Origin of the sequence: Klebsiella sp. HN106 (assembly GCF_051209435.1) — a bacterium.
Taxonomy (GTDB): domain Bacteria; phylum Pseudomonadota; class Gammaproteobacteria; order Enterobacterales; family Enterobacteriaceae; genus Klebsiella; species Klebsiella oxytoca.
Window position 1 is genome coordinate 1 of the sequence record NZ_JBLURD010000004.1, and the last position, 18,294, is coordinate 18,294.

Below are 18,294 nucleotides of genomic sequence, written 5' to 3' on the forward strand. Positions count from 1 at the left end.
CCTGACTCCTTGAGAGTCCTGAAGGAACGTTGAAGACGACGACGTTGATAGGCCGGGTGTGTAAGCGCAGCGATGCGTTGAGCTAACCGGTACTAATGAACCGTGAGGCTTAACCTTACAACGCCGAAGATGTTTTGGCGGATTTGAGAAGACAACAATTTCAGCATTGATTACAGATTTTCGGGAACGAAAGATTTTACGCTGAGGCAAGGCGGCAAATGAAGGAAAGGAAGGAGCATACTGAAGTATGTGACTGACTTTACGAATGCAGCCAACGCAGCATCGGTGTAAAAGATTCGTTTCTGACAACAGAATTTGCCTGGCGGCGATAGCGCGGTGGTCCCACCTGACCCCATGCCGAACTCAGAAGTGAAACGCCGTAGCGCCGATGGTAGTGTGGGGTCTCCCCATGTGAGAGTAGGGAACTGCCAGGCATCAAACAAGTGAAGAGCCCATCCTGACGGATGGGCTTTTTGCGTTTTAGTCGTCTGAAACTGTCGGATATCGTTCTCCCTGTATCCAATATCCCTCATGAATCCTGCCGGATTTATGCTGTCTCCCTGTATAAGATCCAGAGTAATTCCCTCTCCACATTCCAGACTTATGTACCAGGCTTATAATATGTACCTGTGGGCATGAGAGAAAATAATGGCCATTAAGCCTTTTAATTACCAGCAAGACTTTTCCTGCATCGATTTTCGCCAGCACCCGGAGCTCTATCAGGTAGGAAGAGGCGAACAGGGCGTGTTGTTGGTTGAGCCCTATAAAAGCGAAATCCTTCCCTACTGGCGCTATAAAGATGAAGCATCCGCGACTGAATCTGCCAGGGAAATTTATCAGCTCTTCGAGTTTTATCGACAGCAGAATGATTTCGTTGGTATGGATATGGCACGAAAATTTATTCAGATGGGCTACACCCGGGCAAGGCGTTATGCCAATTACAAAGGTGGTAAAAAATATGCAAAGGATGGCTGCCTGAATCCACGTGGTAATGATCCTGTTAAGGCAGCAGCTGCGGCAGTCTTTAAACAATGGTGGGATAAACTTCGGCAGGATGAAGATTATCTCCAGAGAAAAAAGAAACATCAGGCTCAATGGGGGTAATTTTCAACCTCAATGTTCCTCGCCCCGCATAAATATTTACCGTGATTTAGCCTATATAAAAAACTGTATTGCCCGATCTTCACCATATTTCACTTTGTTAATCCTTAAGAATCTACTTTTAATCGCGAAAAGATACATTACGAAAAAAAATGTGAATAGCATCACAAACTAAAAAATAACAATTATATAACATTTGATTTACTAACTGATTTGCCTGATGGCGCGGGGACACCCGATGAGGCAGATTGCAGTCTTTGCTGGAGCAGAATTACAATGACAGAAAGCAGTATTAGCGAACGTGAATCGCTGGAACATGCCGATACCCGGCGCCGTATATGGGCCATTGTTGGGGCATCGTCAGGGAATCTGGTGGAATGGTTTGATTTTTATGTCTATTCATTTTGCTCACTCTATTTCGCGCACATCTTCTTTCCTTCCGGGAATACCACAACCCAATTGTTACAAACGGCAGGAGTGTTTGCTGCCGGTTTTCTGATGCGTCCAATCGGCGGATGGATATTCGGGCGCATTGCTGATCGTCGTGGACGCAAAACTTCTATGCTGATTTCCGTATGCATGATGTGTTTTGGTTCACTGGTGATAGCCTGCCTGCCGGGTTATGCAACGATAGGAACCTGGGCTCCGGCTCTGCTTCTGCTTGCACGTTTATTCCAGGGATTATCCGTCGGGGGGGAATACGGTACCAGCGCCACCTATATGAGCGAAGTTGCCGTAGAAGGTAAGAAAGGGTTCTATGCCTCATTTCAGTACGTCACGCTGATTGGTGGTCAACTTCTGGCGGTGCTGGTTGTTGTTGCATTACAACAGATCCTCAGTGATGAAGATCTTCATGCCTGGGGATGGCGTATTCCGTTTGCCCTTGGCGCAGTCCTGGCTATCGTGGCCTTGTGGCTGCGACGCCAGTTGGACGAAACTTCTAAGCAGGAAACGCGCGCGTTAAAAGAAGCTGGTTCGTTCAAAGGGCTCTGGCGTAACCGCAAGGCATTTATTATGGTACTGGGCTTTACTGCCGCCGGGTCGTTAAGCTTTTATACCTTCACCACTTATATGCAAAAATATCTGGTCAATACCGCGGGTATGACAGCGGGCACCGCCAGCATGATTATGACCGCTGCTTTATTTGTTTATATGCTGGTTCAGCCGCTTTTTGGCGCCCTCTCGGACAAGATTGGCCGTCGTACCTCAATGCTCTGTTTTGGCGCGTTGGTCACCCTCTTTACCGTGCCGATTCTTAATGCGCTACAAAACGTGAGTTCGCCGTATGCGGCGTTTGCTCTGGTGATATGCGCCCTGCTGATCGTCAGTTTCTACACCTCAATCAGCGGCATTCTGAAGGCGGAAATGTTTCCGGCCCAGGTACGTGCTCTGGGCGTTGGGCTTTCTTACGCTGTAGCCAATGCGCTATTCGGCGGCTCGGCCGAGTATGTCGCACTGTCGCTAAAATCTGTGGGAATTGAGCACGCTTTTTACTGGTACGTGACCGTCATGGGGGCGATTGCTTTTCTGGTCTCTCTGACGCTGCATCGTAAAGGTAAAGGGCTGCGCTTGTAGATTTATTGATGTGCCAGCTGCCATACCGCATAGCCGGTTGTGGCGCCTGCCACATCCCAGGCGAAATCTTTCCAGCTCCAGCCGCTCCCCGACGGGCGGCTGTCCCATAGCTCCTTCGATGCCCCTAAGCTCACGGAAAACATAAAGCCAATAGCGCCGCTCCGGTCGCGACTATAGCCTTGATGCTGGGCATATTCGTTACCTGCGGCAGAAAGCATCGCTGAGGCGAGGAAGTGCTGGGCTTTGTCCTGACCGCTCCATGAATCATTGGCCATATGGCTGCAGCCGGTCAGTAGTAACAGCGGGGCAATAAGCATGATATTGCGCATACAAATTCCAGGAAAAAGCCCCGCTGAGCGGGGCGGAAATTCAAAGAATACGGCTGATAAGGCGGTCGATTCGAATACGTCGCAGGCGTCTGATCAGTTTGCGTACTTTTATCGGGTAGTCGGCAATACTTTGTAGATCGCGATAGTGCTTAACGATCGTGGTATGTTTACGGATGAGGCTGAGTTCTTTTTCGCGCATGGCACCAAGCTGATGCTTTGGATCGTGGATAAGAATCGCGTTTTCCAAATCCAGCCGCCATGCGCGCGGGTTCAGGTTATTGCCGGTCAGTAGCATCCACTCATCATCAACCCACATGCCTTTCAGGTGATAGCTGTTATCATCATCCTTCCATAAACGGACAATGAGCTGGTCAGTATTCACGTAATACTGCAGACGGCTCAGGAAGCGCCGCAGATTAATTTCATAAAGATAGGGCAGCGCGCCGATAATTTTAAATGGCTGATCTTCCGGAATATAGAAATCATTGGCGGTTTTATCGCCGACGATAATTTCGACTTTTTTGCCACTCCGCAACAGCTGAATGATATTACGTACCAGCAGAGCCGGCAGGTTGAAATAGGGGGTGCAGATAGTCAGCTTATGTTCAGCGCAGGGCATCAGATGGAAAATGGTTTTATTCAGCAGGCTCGTCTTGCCCAGGCCAACTAGCGGGGTTACCGACAGCTGTTCTTCGTCGGCATCGCCTGGGAAATGGTAGCGGCTATCGCGCAGCTCCTGGCGGTACTGGCGGATTTCATTCTTGATTTCCGGGCTTTTTGGGCGATCGGCCTTATCAAGGCGGTTAACGCCGCGACCTTGCACCAGGTTGTTCGTAACCCAGTCAAACATCACATCGGCCATTTTCGCGTTGCGAATGCACTGGTAGCGATCATAACGATACTTATCGTGCTGATGCAGGTAAACGTCGTTCAGACTGGCGCCGCTGTAGAGAACGCAATCATCAATGATAAAGCCTTTGAAATGGAGGACGCCGAGAGCTTCCCGGGTATTGACCGGAACGCCATAAACCGGGATATCGACGCCAGGGTTCTCCTGCGCCATGCGGCAATACCAGTCGGCGTTGGTGTTTGACGCGGCGACGCCAATACGCCCGCGCTGGGCACGATGCCAGTCAACCAGCACCTGGACATCTAACTCTGGACGCTGACGCTTAGCGTCGTACAGCGCCTGCAAAATTCCTTTACCGCCATCATCCTGTTCCAGATAGAGCGCAATGATACAAATACGCTGGGTGGCTTGAGCTATCCTGGCCAGTAACGCTTGCCGAAAATCTGCCGGAGCGTAAAAGAACTCGATATCATCAACTGACTGAGAAAGCTTAGGGAGTTGGGCAAGGTGTTGTTGATGTTTATTGCGTTTAAATTTTGACAACATCACAGTGCGTTTCTTCTCTGTTTATTGAAGGGTCTTCTGTACCATGCAGACGACGTAAGCGGGCAATAATACCATTACTACCCGTTAAAGTAGTCAACAATTGCGGCCAGCCGATTGTAATTGCTCAGATACAAGCTGTAGAGACAAACTGACAATTCCATCTTCAAGCTGAATATCAACTGAGAATCCTAGCTTTCTGGCGAGTCCAATCATGCCTTTATTATTAGGCATAGTAATGCCATTCAGCCGCTGCAGACCGTGACTTTGCGTATAGGCAATGAGCTTTTCCAGTAGCTTACGGCCTAAACCCATACCCTTTAAATCAGAGCGCACCAGTACGGCAAATTCGGCATCGATGTTATCCGGGTCGGAGATCGCTCGCGTCACGCCGAGGATCTCATTCCCTTCAGCCGTCGTGCGCACGGCAACAAAGGCCATTTCTCGATCGTAGTCGATCTGCGTCATGTTAGCTAAATCATCGTGAGTAAATTCGTTGATTTCGCTGAAGTAACGATAATAAAGATCTTCCTTCGTGACCTGTGCGATAAAGGCCAGCAGCTGCGGCTCATCTTCCGGGAGTATGGGACGGAAAAGGCAGCGTTCGCCATTCTTCATCACTACCCACTCCTCCTGCTGCTGCGGATAAGGGCGGATGGCCAGGCGGCTTTCACTATCGCCAGTGAACGGCGCGAGAGTTAACGTGACGTCAAGCGCGGTAAACTCGTGACCGGAAGCCAGCAGAGGGTGGATATCGAGGCGCTGGATTTCCGGGCAGTCGACGATCAAATTCGATACATGTACCAGTAGCTGACTCAGGCCGGGAATATCGAGCGGACGCAGCGCGCTGCGCCCGCGCACTTTTTTGCTTTTGATGGCCTGGATGACCAGGTAGCGCGCAAGGTTCATATTGAGCGGCGGGAGTGCGACGGCGGCCTGATCTTCTGCTCGCCATTCGACGCCGCCTTCGCCCAGCATGATCAGCGGTCCAAAAACCGGATCGTGCTCGACGACGACCCGCAGCTCCTGCGCCCCGGCTCGATTGGCCATGCTTTGCACCAGCAGTCCGTGAATACGCGCCTGCGGCCAGGTCATTTTGACACGATCGATAATCGCGTCCGCGGCCTGCTGTACCTCGGTAGCCGTACGTAGGTAAAGCATGACCCCCTGGACTTCCGACTTATGGGGGATGTCTGGCGAGCGGAGCTTGAGCGCGACGGGGTAACCTATCTGTTCGGCGATATGCACGGCCTCGGCGCTATCTGCGGCAATCCACGTCGGTAGAGTATGAATACCGTAAGCGCGCAGAACAGGACTCACTTCATGGGTATCCAGCGTGGTGGCACCTTCATTGATTGCGCGTTGTAACAGACTATGCGCTTCGGCTGTGTTAGTGGCTAATGAGACTGGCAGTACCGGGGTCTCTCTGAGCTGCTTCTGGTTACGCCGGTATTCCACCATATGCATAAACGCGGTTATCGTCCCTTCGGGGGTGCGATAGGTCGGTAGTCCCGCATCGCTAAACAGACGACGCGCCTCTTGCGATGAAAACTCACCGCACCAGTTAGTCAGAACCGTAACGTATTTACCGCGCGGATGGCGCTTCAGGGCGTCAATCAGCGCCAGCGCGCTTTCCGTCCCCGGAGCAGCAGCGCTGGGTGAATGGATCACCAGCAGCGCGTCGTAATCATGGCTATCCAGCAGCACGTTCAGCGCTTTGAGGTAATGCTCGCTACTGGCGTCATCGCGGAGATCCAGTGGGTTAGCGATATCCATGGTTTCAGGCAACGCCTGGCGGAGAAGAGCGCTGGTCTCTTCGCTGAGAGCGGCAAGTTTGCCGTTGCGCAGCCAAAGCTCATCCAGCGCCAGCGCAGCCGGCGCTGCGCCGTTACTGATAATCATGAGTTTCTCGCCGCGCAGTGGGCGCATATGGCTGAGGGTTTCCACCGCAGAGAACAGTTCGTGAGTATCCTGAACCCGCAACAAACCCGCGCGCTGAATAGCGGCGTCCCAGGCCGGATCCATACCGGAATTGACGTGCAGCAGCTTTTGCGCCGCCGGACTACGCCCGCTTTTGATCACCAGGATAGGCTTATTGCGCGACGCGCTACGGGCCGCGGAGACAAAGCGACGGGCGTCGCTAAGGTGTTCAAGATAGAGCAGAATAGCGCTGGTTTTACTGTCGCGAGCAAGGAAATCGAGCAGGTCATCAACGTCGATATCCAGGCTATCGCCGAGCGCAATAAAGTAAGAAAACCCCATTTCGCGCTGCTGGGCCCAGTCGAGGATGGTGTTGGATACGGCCGCCGATTGCGAAATAAACGCCAGTTTACCGCGATGGATAGGAACCGGCGAAAAGCTGGCGTTAAGGCCCTGCCAGGGCGCAAGCAGGCCGAGACTATTCGGCCCGAGCAGGCGCATTTGATAGCGGGCTGCGCATTCAAGCAGCGCGGGATACTGTTCGGGTAGTGAAGAGAGAATAATGCAGGTCTTACACCCTTTTTGCCCCAATGCTTCCAGAAGCTCAAGGTTTCTTCGGGCATTGGTGCAAAGCACCGCGAGATCGGGGGTAAAGGGCAGGCTGTTGACGTCAGGCCAGGCCAGTACGCCCTGAACCGCTTTCCACGCCGGCGTAACGGGAAGGACAGGGCCGTTAAATCCGCCAGCCAGCAGGTTGCGCATCATCAGATAACCGGCGCGCTGTGGTTTCATTGATGCGCCGATAACGGCGATCGATTTCGGCCGCAGCAATGCTTCGAGGCCTCGTTGGCTCATTCCGGTCTCCTTTGATCCCCAGTGACCGAATGATTTTAAACGTTTTCTGTCAGTTGTGCTGTGATACCGCCCTTATGCTGCGTTTTTCCTGCCAGATAGCGCTTTCTGAATAAGCTGAAATGATCGCCAAGGGCGCTGGCTGCGGTGACATCCCCCGCAAGATCCAGCAGCGCTATGGCGACTTCAGCGGTACAGTATTGGCCTTCTGCATGGGCTTCTCGCAGGCGATAAGCGGAGACGCGGGACAGATCAACGGAAATCATCGGCAGCGCATCAAGCCAGGGACTTTTGCGGAACATTTTTCGCGCCTCGGGCCAGGTGCCGTCGAGCATAATAAACAGCGGAGGTTTGCCGGGAAGCGGTGCGTCAAGTACCCGGCGCCCGGCGCTGGCATAGGAGGCCGGAAAAACCACCATTGGCTGATATCTCGCGTCGGCAACGAGATCGAGAAGCGCCTGCGGCGGTTCGGTTCGTGACCATTGAAAGGCTTCCGTATCCGGCAGGATATCGGCAATCAGGCGTCCGGTATTGCTGGGCTTCATTGGCTCGGTATCGAACATCACCAGGCAAAAACGGCTGGTGGCGGCAACGGGATTAAGGGTCGCGCAGAGGCACTGTTTCAACGGCAGCAAACAGCGCTGGCAGCGGTGAATACGGTTGCCGCGAGCAAGAAAAGGCCGGGTGGCGCGCGCGAGACGTTCGGCGCGAAGGCGAAGGACGGCGTTATCAGTCATGGGGATCGCTAAGAAAAAACGCCATTGTCGCAGAGGTAAAAACGGGGCACAAGCGGTGCCCCGTCGGGTTTATTGCTGGCCGGCTTCGTTCAACCAGCTATCGAAAGGCGCTTTCGGTACGGCGCCGTTCAGCATGTCGATGACTTCACCATTTTTGAACATCATAATGGTCGGGATACTGCGGATGCGGAAGCGGGCGCTCAGTTCGCGTTCCATTTCGGTATTCACTTTCACGAACCGCATTTCGCCGCTGCGCTCTTCAGCCACATCTTCGAAAATGGGCGCAAAGTTACGGCAGGGGCCGCACCACGGCGCCCAGAAATCAACGACAACGGGCAGATCGTCCTTCAGCAGTTTATCCAGCGTTGCCCCGGTCGCGTTGATCACATCGCCGTCAAAAAGATCGTGGCCGCAGCGCCCGCATTTCGCGCCATCAGCGCTACGATCGTCGGGGATGCGGTTCAGAGCCTGACAACTGGCACAAACGGTATTCATAACTAACCTCTGGTTATGGGTTGCAGCGCGGCACGTGGCCGATTTGTTTCTGTAATGTTACATATTATCGATGCAGTACTAATAAAGGACAATGAGTTTTATTCAATGATTACGATAGACTCAGGCTTTTAAATGAAATAATGGCTAAGTGATGGCACATCGGGTAATCTGCGCGCTTCGCGCAGCGCAGGTGGAGAAAATGAATGAGCGACGACGAACTGAAAAATAAAAGCGGCAAGGTCAAAGTGATGTATGTCCGCAGTGATGATGATTCTGACCGACGTACCCATAACCCGCGTACCGGGAAAGGTGGGGGACGCCCAGGAAAGTCTCGTGTTGACGGTCGTAACCGCCCTGCGCGCGATGAAAGAGACAGCCGCGGTGGCGATCGTAAACGTGACGATCGCAAGCGTGAAGGCTTCGGCGGTGAGGGTTCCTCTCCGTGGCGTACCGTATCCCGCGCGCCGGGTGATGAGGCGCCGGTAAAAGCGGATCACGGCGGGATCAGCGGAAAAAGCTTTATCGATCCTGAAGTGCTGCGTCGCCAGCGCGCGGAAGAGACCCGCGTTTACGGCGAAAATGCCTGCCAGGCGCTTTTCCAGAGCCGTCCGGACGCTATTGTGCGCGCTTGGTTTATCCAGAGCGTGACTCCGCGCTTCAAAGAAGCCCTGCGCTGGATGGCGGCTAACCGTAAAGCTTATCACGTCGTTGATGAAGCAGAGCTGGCGAAAGCGTCCGGCACTGAACACCACGGCGGAGTTTGCTTCCTGATTAAAAAACGTCATGGCACCTCTGTTGAGCAGTGGGTGGCGAAAGCCGACGCTGAAGATTGCGTGCTGGCGCTGGAAGATGTCGGCAACCCGCACAACCTTGGCGCCATCATGCGCAGCTGCGCGCACTTCGGCGTTAAGGGCGTAATTGTGCAGGATGCTGGCGTTATGGAGTCCGGTGCCGCGATTCGTACCGCAGAAGGCGGGGCAGAACACGTTGAACCGATTACGGGCGACAGCTTTATCGATACGCTTGAGCGCTTCCGTAAAGCGGGCTACGCGATTGTTTCAACTTCCAGCCATAACGGGACTCCGCTGTTTAAAGCCGAGTTGCCGAAGAAGATGGTGCTGGTATTAGGGCAGGAGAGCGACGGTCTGTCTGATGCCGCTATCTCCAGCGCCGATCTGAATATTGCTATCGAAGGCACCGGCAACGTTGAAAGCCTGAACGTTTCCGTGGCAACCGGCGTGCTGCTGGCAGAATGGTGGCGACAGAACAAAGCTTGATAGCTTGTCGCAGAACGATAAATGCCAGCGTAATGCTGGCATTTTCATTGTCATCCCTAAACCACCTCCTGGGGAGGTGGTGATTGATTTTTAACACTGGTCTGCTTTATTCGCTCTCAGCCGGCAGCCGGGGTAGCCAGTCAATTGGCGCTTCGCCGCGTTCAGCCAGCCATTCATTCGCCAGGACGAAATGATTACAGCCGAAGAAGCCGCGGTGCGCGGAGAGCGGTGACGGATGCGGCGCTTTGAGCACGCAATGGCGCTGGCGATCGATAATCGCGCCTTTCTTTTGCGCATGTGAACCCCACAGCAAAAATACAACCCCTTCCCGATGCTGGTTAATCAGTGAAATCACTTTATCGGTAAAGGTTTCCCATCCAAGACTAGCGTGAGAGTGCGCTTGCCCGGCGCGTACCGTTAATACGGTATTAAGCAGCAAAACCCCCTGACGCGCCCAGCTTTCGAGATAACCATGATTTGGGCGCTGAAAGCCCGGGATCGTGCCTTCCAGCTCTTTATACATGTTCAGCAGAGAAGGAGGGGTCGCAACGCCCGGTAAAACAGAGAAGGCAAGGCCGTGAGCCTGTCCTGGTCCGTGGTAGGGATCCTGACCGAGGATCACCACTTTGACGTCGCTTAGCTCGGTATAGCGAAACGCGTTGAAAACGTCTTTTTGTGGAGGATAGATAGTGATGCCCGATTGCCGCTCTTCAGCAACCGTTTTTAAGGTATTAACAAACCAGGGTTGCTGCTTCTCTTCTGCCAGCACATCGTGCCAGGTTAATGGGGTGGTCATTTTGCTCTCCTGCAAAGTGTCATTGCCATAGCTTAACTGCATCTTTCTACAACACAAAATTTACGCCATCCCACTGGCGTTCTTTGTGCAAAAAAAATTGAAAATTTACAAATTTTTTTGGTGAAGGGTGTAGCGTAACTTGATGTAAAACAATAATATCTGCCTATACCCACTTTTGTGATGGGGTTTTTGTTGATATAAATCAAAGAATGCCGGATGCCCGGCTGATATATATACACTCATACAACAATGGTTTTACCAATTGGCCGCGAAGGCCAATAATCGAACAAACACTGCCTGGGAGGCATAAAATGATTACTGGTATCCAAATTACTAAAGCTGCAAATGACGACCTGCTGAACTCTTTCTGGCTGCTGGATAGCGAAAAAGGCGAAGCCCGCTGCCTGTGCGCGAAAGCCGGTTTTGCTGAAGATGACGTGGTTGCGGTGAGCAATCTGGGCGAGATCGAATACCGTGAAATCCCGGTAGACGTGAAGCCTGAAGTCCGCGTTGAAGGCGGTCAGCATCTGAACGTGAACGTTCTGCGTCGCGAAACTCTGCTGGATGCGGTTGAACATCCGGAAAAATATCCACAGCTGACCATTCGCGTTTCTGGCTATGCGGTGCGCTTTAACTCCCTGACGCCGGAACAGCAGCGCGACGTTATCGCCCGTACTTTTACCGAAAGCCTGTAAGACTCAACTTTGATGTAAAAACGCCGGGATATCCCGGCGTTTTTTTACTCTTCGTTTGCCTTCTGCGCGGTATCCGCTCCGCTTGGTTTACGACGCTTACCAATGTTTTTGGTATCGCGGTGGCGTTTTTTCACGCGCGGCTTCTCTTTTTCTTTCTCTTTCTTCTCTGCACGCTTCGCTAATACTTTCCTGGACGGTTTACCGGTTTGCTTCTCGCTTGGCGCGCGGGTAGTTGGGCGCAGCCCATCAATAACGCGGGCTTTTAGCGGCTCTTCAGTATAGCGGCCAATTTTACCCAGCAGCAGATGATCGTGGGCTTCAACCAGTGAAATAGCCGTACCTTTTTTACCCGCCCGGCCGGTACGACCAATACGGTGCAGGTAAATATCTGCCGTGCGCGGCAGGTCGAAGTTAAATACGTGGCTTACGTCCGCGATGTCGATTCCGCGTGCGGCAACATCGGTAGCGATTAACACGTTAATTCGACCATCGGTCAGGCGGCTAATTGCTTCATTACGTTTCGCCTGCACCATCTCGCCTTCCAGCCAGCAGGTATTGATACCCGCTTCACGCAGCCAGCCCGCCAGTTCATGAACGCGCTCGCGCTTACGTACGAAGACGATAGAGCGCGTCGCTTCCGGCTGCTTCAGCAGATGGACCAGCAGAGCGGTCTTGTGCTTGACGTCATCGGCACGGTAATACCACTGGTGAATTTTTTTACGCTCGCGGGTGGAGGGCGTTGCCGAGACTTCTACCGGTTCTTCCAGCAGGCGTTCAGCAAAATCTTTAATGGCGTCACCTTCGAGGGTGGCGGAGAACAGCATCGTCTGCTTACGCCAGCGGGTTTCACCGGCAATGTGTTCGATATCCTGCGCGAAGCCCATATCCAGCATGCGGTCCGCTTCATCAAGGATCAGGGTTTCAACGGCGCGGCAATCAAAGTTTTCTTCTTTAATATACTGCAGCAGGCGGCCGGTCGTGGCGACCACAATATCCTGGTTCTCGCTGAACACTTCAGCATGGTTCATATAGGCGACACCGCCGGTAATGGTGGCGATATCCAGATGAGTATGTTTTGCCAGCTCACGCGCGTGGTCGGCAACCTGCATTGCCAGTTCGCGAGTTGGGGTCAGGATAAGAATGCGCGGCGGACCAGATTTCTTGCGTGGAAAATCGAGCAGATGCTGCAACGCGGGCAGAAGATACGCCGCCGTTTTACCGGTGCCTGTCGGGGCTGAACCGAGAATATCACGGCCATCAAGCGCAGGCGGAATAGCGGCGGCCTGAATGGCTGTCGGGCGTGTGAAACCTTTGTCCTGGAGAGCGTCCAGCAGGTTTTCGTCGAGTTCAAGTTCGGAAAAAGTCGTTACAGTCATGATCTACCTCTGAGTGGACCGCCGATTATAGACGTTACGGACGCAATGTTCATCTGTTTGTAAGGCTATCTGTTCTCCGGTATTGTGCATAGCCTTACGCTCAGGAGTTTTTGTCCGCAAGGTTATCGAGGATGTCCCAGTCGAAGTTCGCGCTGCCGCGCAATGGTTTTACGTTTAAGCAGTTTTTTGTCGCCCACGATCGCTGTGCGATGAAAGTGGGTACCGACGGTATTTTACTTGGCGCATGGGCCCCGATCGCGCAGGTTAAGCGCGTGCTGGATATCGGCGCGGGCAGCGGCCTGTTAGCCCTGATGCTCGCGCAGCGTACCGGGGAGACGGTCATCGTGGATGCCGTGGAGCTGGACGAAGAGGCGGCACAACAGGCGCGAGAAAACGCCGCGGATTCTCCATGGGCCGGGCGTCTGCAGATTCATCAGGCCGATATTCAGCAATGGCAGCCGCGGCAAACCCGACGCTATGAGCTGATTGTCAGCAACCCGCCTTTTTTCGCAGAAGGCGTACCTTGCGCCACCTCGCAGCGCGAGCAGGCTCGATACACTTCCTCTCTCGATCACGCAACATTATTAACCTGCGCCGCCGAACTTATTACGGAAGAGGGGTTTTTCTGCGTTGTGCTTCCGGTCGACATCGGTAACGCGTTTGTGCAGCGGGCGCAGAATATGGGCTGGCATCTGCGTCTACGAACGGATGTCGCGGAAACGGAAATGCGCCCGCCGCATCGGGTTCTGCTGGCTTTTTCGCCGTCGGCGGGGGAAGAGTGCTTTAGCGACAGATTAGTTATCCGCGGGCCAGAGCAGCAATATTCCGAAGGATTTACCGCTTTGACCCAGGATTTTTATCTTTTTATGTGAGCCAGCGGCGAGAGCACCGACGGTCCGCTGTCGGGCAGCTGCTCAGGATAATCCAGCGTATAGTGAAGCCCGCGGCTCTCTTTACGCTGCATGGCACAGCGTACAATCAGCTCAGCAACCTGTACCAGGTTACGCAGCTCCAGCAAATTATTAGAGACACGGAAGCGAGCGTAGTATTCGTCCAGCTCCTGTTGCAGCATAGTAATACGGCGCAGGGCGCGTTCAAGACGACGAGTGGTACGCACGATGCCGACATAATCCCACATCAGCAAGCGCAGCTCATGCCAGTTGTGCTGTATTACGACCAGTTCATCAGGTATTTCGACCTGGCTTTCGTCCCAGGAAGGCAGTTTATTGACCGCCTGAGCGAACGGCATACGCTTAACGATATCTTCGGCAGCGGACCAGCCGTAAACAAGGCACTCCAGCAATGAATTTGAAGCCATACGGTTAGCGCCGTGTAATCCCGTGTAGCTCACTTCGCCAATGGCGTACAGCCCGTCAACATCAGTGCGCCCATGATCGTCAACCATCACGCCGCCGCAGGTATAATGTGCCGCCGGCACAATGGGAACTGGCTCTTTTGTCAGGTCAATGCCCAGCCCCAGCAGCTTCTCGTAGATCATCGGGAAGTGGTGGCGGATAAATTCTGCCGGTTTATGGCTGATATCGAGATACATACAGTCAACGCCCAGGCGCTTCATCTCATGATCGATCGCTCTGGCGACAATGTCGCGCGGAGCCAGTTCGCCGCGCTCGTCAAATTCCGGCATAAACCGTGTGCCGTCCGGACGTTTCAACAGTGCGCCCTCGCCGCGCAGCGCTTCCGTTAACAGGAAATTGCGCGCTTGCGGATGGTACAGCGCCGTTGGGTGAAACTGATTAAATTCCAGATTGGCGACCCGACAGCCGGCTCGCCAGGCCATTGCAATACCATCCCCGGAAGAGACGTCAGGGTTGGTCGTATACTGATAAACCTTCGCTGCGCCGCCGGTCGCCAGCACCACAGCTTTTGCGCTGCAGGTCTCAACCGCTTCTTTATTACGGTTCCAGATCCAGGCTCCCACAACGCGCCGCGTTCCCGGCAGGCCGATTTTATCGGAGAGAATCAGATCAACGGCGTTGCTGCGCTCCAGCACCCGGATATTAGGGTGGGCCAGCGCCTTGCTCACCAGGGTGGTCTCTACGGCTTTCCCGGTCGCATCGGCGGCGTGGAGGATACGGCGGTGACTGTGCCCCCCTTCGCGCGTCAGGTGATAGCTCGCTTCGCCGTTTGCCTGTACCTCAGTATCGAACAAAACGCCCTGATCGATAAGCCATTGAACGCAGGGTTTAGCGTTGCTCGCAACAAAGGAGACCGCATGGCGATCGCAAAGACCCGCTCCGGCAATCAGCGTATCTTCGATGTGGGATTCAACGCTGTCGGTTTCATCAAACACGGCGGCGATGCCGCCTTGCGCATAGAAAGTAGACCCTTCACTAATGGGGCCTTTGCTGAGAACGGTGACCGTACAGCGTTCCGCCAGGCGCAGGGCGAGAGATAAACCAGCAGCGCCGCTGCCAACAATTAGCACATCACAGGAGGAATCAGGAGTTGTATTCATAGTCTTTGTTTAATTTACTAAACACGATTACCGAACAATAGCACCAGCCAGCGATAATTCGTACACTTTTTTTACTGCTGGTTGTGCAGGCTAAACATGGAGTCACAATGTGGCGGGAGATACGTCTACGAAAGGTTTTGCGAAGCCGCTCGTTAGCTTCAGATTTTATAGTGAAATAAAAGTCGGGTTACGTTACCCTTCTGGCGGGTCTTGCGCTTTTTCTTATTATCTTACATATCGTTTAGCTACCGGGACATATAATGAGAGATAACAATCCGTCAGCCGGTGCCGAACGAAAAACAAAGGCGTAACGGAACTTTATTGTTTTCAGACACTCCAACCCTCTGCTTGCTCATTTATGCAGTAATTGGGTGGTGTTTTTGAATACGCATGGGAATTGGGTTTGGGGAGACATTACCTCGGATGAGCGAGCAGTTAACGGATCAGGTCCTTGTTGAACGGGTCCAGAAAGGAGATCAGAAAGCATTTAACCTGCTGGTGGTACGCTATCAGCATAAGGTTGCAAGCCTGGTCTCCCGCTACGTGCCGCCGGGCGATATCGCTGACGTTGTTCAGGAATCGTTCGTTAAAGCATGGCGTGCGCTGGATTCTTTCCGGGGGGATAGTGCTTTTTACACCTGGTTATATCGCATTGCCGTAAACACGGCGAAGAATTATCTGGTTGCTCAGGGGCGCCGTCCGCCATCCAGCGATGTTGATGCAAATGATGCTGAAAACTTCGAAAGCGGTGGGGCGTTGAAAGAAATTTCGAACCCTGAGAACTTAATGTTGTCAGAAGAGCTGAGACAGATAGTCTTTCGTACCATTGAGTCGCTTCCGGAGGATTTACGCATGGCAATTACCCTGCGGGAGCTGGATGGCATGAGCTATGAAGAAATAGCCGCCATCATGGATTGTCCGGTGGGCACAGTGCGTTCACGCATCTTCCGGGCGCGAGAAGCTATTGATAATAAAGTTCAACCGCTCATCAGGCGTTGACGATAGCGGAATACTGGAAAAGGGTATCAGGCATGCAGAAAGAAAAACTTTCGGCCTTAATGGATGGTGAAACGCTGGATAACGAACTGCTCAATGAGCTGGAGCGTTCATCTGAAATGCAAAAAACCTGGGAGAGCTACCATCTCATCCGCGATACGCTGCGAGGCGATACGAGTGAGATGCTCCATTTTGATATCTCAGCTCGCGTCATGGCCGCCATTGAAAACGAGCCCGTTCGTCAGACGGTTCCTCTTATTCCGGAATCTCAGCCCGCACCGCACCAGTGGCGTCAGATGCCTTTCTGGCAAAAAGTTCGCCCGTGGGCCAGTTCGCTCACCCAGATGGGCGTTGCCGCGTGCGTGTCTCTGGCTGTGATTGTTGGCGTTCAACAGTATAATGGCCAGTCTGATACCTCTCAGCAGCCGGAAGCGCCGGTGTTTAACACCATGCCGATGATGGGTAAGGCCAGCCCGGTTAGCCTGGGCGTACCGGCGGATGCCTCAGCAGGTACCGGCCAGCAGGCTCAAGTGCAGGAACAGCGCCGCAGAATTAATGCTATGCTGCAGGATTATGAATTGCAGCGTCGCCTGCATGCGGAACAGCTGCAGTTTGGCCAGGCCCAGACTCAACAAGCCGCTGTTCAGGTGCCGGGCTATCAAACTTTAGGAACGCAATCGCAGTAATGAAGCAACTTTGGTGTGCCATGTCGCTCATGGCAGGCAGCCTGTTCTTCTCCGTCAACGCCTCGGCTGATACATCGTCCGGGGCGTTGTTGCAGCAGATGAATCTGGCCAGCCAGTCCCTTAATTACGAGCTCTCTTTCGTCAGCATCAACAAGCAGGGTGTTGAGTCGCTGCGCTATCGACACGCTAAACTGGATAATCGCACTCTGGCTCAGCTTCTCCAGCTCGACGGCCCCCGTCGGGAAGTGGTGCTGCGCGGAACGGAGATTAGCTACTTTGAACCCGGGCTCGATCCTTTTACGCTAAACGGCGACTATATTGTTGATTCGCTGCCCTCGCTGGTTTACTCCGACTTTAAACGTCTTTCATCCTATTACGACTTCATTTCCGTTGGGCGTACGCGTATTGCCGATCGTCTATGCGATGTGGTTCGCGTCGTGGCTCGCGACGGTACCCGCTATAGCTATATCGCCTGGCTGGATGCGGAAACTAAGCTTCCGCTGCGGGTGGATCTGCTTGATCGGGATGGCGAAACGCTTGAGCAGTTCCGGGTGGTCTCCTTCAACGTTGGCGATAACGTCAGCGCCAGCATGGAAACCCTGTCTAAAGCTAATCTACCTCCTCAGCTGTCCGTTCCGGAGGGGGGCAATAAGGCCAACTTTAACTGGGCGCCAACCTGGCTGCCGCAGGGTGTTGCCGAAGTGTCCAGCAGCCAGCGTCGCCTGCCCACTTTCGATGGGCCGGTAGAGTCTCGATTGTATTCCGACGGGCTGTTTAGTTTCTCCATTAATATCAATCGCGCCACGGCAAATAGCACCGATCAGCTACTGCGTACCGGCCGTCGTACCGTAGCGACTACCGTGCGTGATAACGCAGAAATCACCATTGTTGGCGAGCTGCCTCCGCAAACCGCCAAGCGGATTTCCGACAGTATCAAATTCAGGGCAGTACAATGATTAAAGAGTGGGCGACGGTTGTTTCCTGGGACAATGGCGTTGCGCTGGTGCATTGCGATGTCAAAGCCTCCTGCAGCAGCTGCGCTTCTCGCGCCGGTTGCGGAAGCCGGGTGCTGAATAAGCTAGGGCCGCAAACCAGCCATACCATTAGCGTTCCCTGCGAACAGCCGCTGTCGGCCGGGCAAAAGGTCGAGCTGGGTATTGCCGAGAGCAGCCTGCTAGGGTCGGCAGTATTGGTCTATATGGCGCCGTTAGTGGGTTTGTTCGTAATGGCATCAATATTCCAGGTGCTGTTTGCCAATGATTTCGCCTCCCTCTGCGGGGCGATACTGGGCGGCGTCGGCGGGTTTCTGGTAGCGCGCGGCCTCTCGCCGGGCCTGGCTTCCCGGCAGTCGTGGCAGCCGGTGATTCTTAGCGTCGGTTTACCGCCAGATTTAGTCCGCATCGAGACGACTTCCTCACCATTGGGTCAGTGATTTCACTGGCCCTTATCTTTATTTACAACTCACGCAAGAACTCGTCATTTACTCCAGCTATGCTAGCGGTAAGAGCATTTCCTGGTTTCGTGGATGTAGTGTAGAATGCGGCGTTTTCGGATTAAAAAACGTCAGGCACAGTACAGCGGCCTCATGAT

18 protein-coding genes and 2 rRNA genes are annotated in these 18,294 nt (G+C 53.5%); 12 read left to right on the forward strand and 8 right to left on the reverse strand.

Translation table 11 applies throughout. The features are described from left to right. The 4 genes from ACSIPU_RS12660 to ACSIPU_RS12675 form a co-directional block, all read left to right on the forward strand. Positions 1-117 (forward strand): 23S ribosomal RNA (locus tag ACSIPU_RS12660); the annotation flags it as partial. Between the two features lie 201 nt (positions 118-318). Next, a 5S ribosomal RNA gene (gene rrf, locus ACSIPU_RS12665) occupies positions 319-434 on the forward strand. A gap of 214 nt (positions 435-648) precedes the next feature. Beyond that, positions 649-1,104 carry a DUF4385 domain-containing protein gene (locus tag ACSIPU_RS12670; RefSeq protein ID WP_024274570.1) on the forward strand — a complete coding sequence of 152 codons (456 nt, stop codon included), beginning with the start codon at positions 649-651 and terminating at the stop codon, positions 1,102-1,104. 273 nt (positions 1,105-1,377) lie between these two features. After that, positions 1,378-2,676 (forward strand): MFS transporter, encoded by a 1,299-nt coding sequence (locus ACSIPU_RS12675; protein WP_004104606.1) that lies wholly within the window; start codon positions 1,378-1,380, stop codon positions 2,674-2,676. Positions 2,677-2,678: 2 nt separating this feature from the next. Here ACSIPU_RS12675 and ACSIPU_RS12680 read toward each other — a convergent pair whose 3' ends face one another. The 5 genes from ACSIPU_RS12680 to trxC all read right to left on the reverse strand — a co-directional run bounded on the left by ACSIPU_RS12680 (position 2,679) and on the right by trxC (position 8,402). After that, on the reverse strand, positions 2,679-3,005 hold the full coding sequence (locus tag ACSIPU_RS12680) for a YfiM family lipoprotein (protein WP_004104604.1): 327 nt from the start codon (positions 3,003-3,005) through the stop codon (positions 2,679-2,681). Between the two features lie 40 nt (positions 3,006-3,045). Continuing rightward, positions 3,046-4,401: a CDP-diacylglycerol--serine O-phosphatidyltransferase gene (gene pssA, locus ACSIPU_RS12685; protein WP_004104602.1), complete on the reverse strand. Its 1,356-nt coding sequence runs from the start codon at positions 4,399-4,401 to the stop codon at positions 3,046-3,048. A 93-nt stretch (positions 4,402-4,494) separates the two neighbouring features. Next, positions 4,495-7,173: a bifunctional acetate--CoA ligase family protein/GNAT family N-acetyltransferase gene (locus ACSIPU_RS12690; protein WP_126489435.1), complete on the reverse strand. Its 2,679-nt coding sequence runs from the start codon at positions 7,171-7,173 to the stop codon at positions 4,495-4,497. A 35-nt stretch (positions 7,174-7,208) separates the two neighbouring features. After that, entirely contained in the window at positions 7,209-7,907 is a 699-nt protein-coding gene (locus ACSIPU_RS12695) for a tRNA-uridine aminocarboxypropyltransferase (protein ID WP_016809503.1), read from the reverse strand. A 69-nt stretch (positions 7,908-7,976) separates the two neighbouring features. Beyond that, positions 7,977-8,402, reverse strand: coding sequence for a thioredoxin TrxC (trxC, locus tag ACSIPU_RS12700; protein ID WP_004104599.1), 426 nt, complete (start codon positions 8,400-8,402; stop codon positions 7,977-7,979). A gap of 203 nt (positions 8,403-8,605) precedes the next feature. Here trxC and ACSIPU_RS12705 point away from each other — a divergent pair, with 203 nt between their 5' ends. Next, the gene (locus tag ACSIPU_RS12705) at positions 8,606-9,679 is read left to right on the forward strand and encodes a tRNA/rRNA methyltransferase (protein WP_004104598.1); all 1,074 of its coding nucleotides are present in this window, start codon (positions 8,606-8,608) and stop codon (positions 9,677-9,679) included. A 106-nt stretch (positions 9,680-9,785) separates the two neighbouring features. Here the strand turns inward: ACSIPU_RS12705 and ung are convergent, their stop codons facing one another. Continuing rightward, positions 9,786-10,475 (reverse strand): uracil-DNA glycosylase, encoded by a 690-nt coding sequence (gene ung, locus ACSIPU_RS12710; protein WP_004104597.1) that lies wholly within the window; start codon positions 10,473-10,475, stop codon positions 9,786-9,788. Positions 10,476-10,786: 311 nt separating this feature from the next. Here ung and grcA point away from each other — a divergent pair, with 311 nt between their 5' ends. After that, complete coding sequence (grcA, locus tag ACSIPU_RS12715) at positions 10,787-11,170, forward strand: autonomous glycyl radical cofactor GrcA (protein ID WP_004104596.1); 384 nt, start codon at positions 10,787-10,789, stop codon at positions 11,168-11,170. Between the two features lie 44 nt (positions 11,171-11,214). Here the strand turns inward: grcA and srmB are convergent, their stop codons facing one another. Further along, positions 11,215-12,546: an ATP-dependent RNA helicase SrmB gene (gene srmB / locus ACSIPU_RS12720; protein ID WP_023321440.1), complete on the reverse strand. Its 1,332-nt coding sequence runs from the start codon at positions 12,544-12,546 to the stop codon at positions 11,215-11,217. A gap of 131 nt (positions 12,547-12,677) precedes the next feature. Here srmB and trmN point away from each other — a divergent pair, with 131 nt between their 5' ends. Beyond that, positions 12,678-13,418 carry a tRNA(1)(Val) (adenine(37)-N(6))-methyltransferase TrmN gene (gene trmN, locus ACSIPU_RS12725; protein WP_004104592.1) on the forward strand — a complete coding sequence of 247 codons (741 nt, stop codon included), beginning with the start codon at positions 12,678-12,680 and terminating at the stop codon, positions 13,416-13,418. Here the strand turns inward: trmN and nadB are convergent. Beyond that, positions 13,403-15,022, reverse strand: a complete 1,620-nt coding sequence (nadB, locus tag ACSIPU_RS12730; RefSeq protein WP_023329931.1) for an L-aspartate oxidase — start codon at positions 15,020-15,022, stop codon at positions 13,403-13,405. The genes trmN and nadB overlap by 16 nt on opposite strands. 285 nt (positions 15,023-15,307) lie before the next feature. Here nadB and rseD point away from each other — a divergent pair, with 285 nt between their 5' ends. From rseD to rseC, 5 genes are read left to right on the forward strand one after another with little or no spacing between them, the layout of a single operon-like run. Beyond that, positions 15,308-15,406 carry a rpoE leader peptide RseD gene (rseD, locus tag ACSIPU_RS12735; protein ID WP_148720832.1) on the forward strand — a complete coding sequence of 33 codons (99 nt, stop codon included), beginning with the start codon at positions 15,308-15,310 and terminating at the stop codon, positions 15,404-15,406. A gap of 39 nt (positions 15,407-15,445) precedes the next feature. Then, positions 15,446-16,021, forward strand: coding sequence for an RNA polymerase sigma factor RpoE (rpoE, locus tag ACSIPU_RS12740; protein ID WP_004104583.1), 576 nt, complete (start codon positions 15,446-15,448; stop codon positions 16,019-16,021). A 32-nt stretch (positions 16,022-16,053) separates the two neighbouring features. Next, a complete protein-coding gene (gene rseA, locus ACSIPU_RS12745; RefSeq protein WP_004104582.1) occupies positions 16,054-16,704 on the forward strand; it encodes an anti-sigma-E factor RseA in 651 nt (216 codons plus the stop codon). After that, positions 16,704-17,660 carry a sigma-E factor regulatory protein RseB gene (gene rseB / locus ACSIPU_RS12750; RefSeq protein WP_004104581.1) on the forward strand — a complete coding sequence of 319 codons (957 nt, stop codon included), beginning with the start codon at positions 16,704-16,706 and terminating at the stop codon, positions 17,658-17,660. The genes rseA and rseB overlap by 1 nt, the downstream gene beginning before the upstream one ends. Continuing rightward, the gene (gene rseC, locus ACSIPU_RS12755) at positions 17,657-18,136 is read left to right on the forward strand and encodes a SoxR-reducing system protein RseC (RefSeq protein ID WP_004104579.1); all 480 of its coding nucleotides are present in this window, start codon (positions 17,657-17,659) and stop codon (positions 18,134-18,136) included. Before rseB ends, rseC begins: the two co-directional genes overlap by 4 nt. Positions 18,137-18,294: the final 158 nt, after the last annotated feature.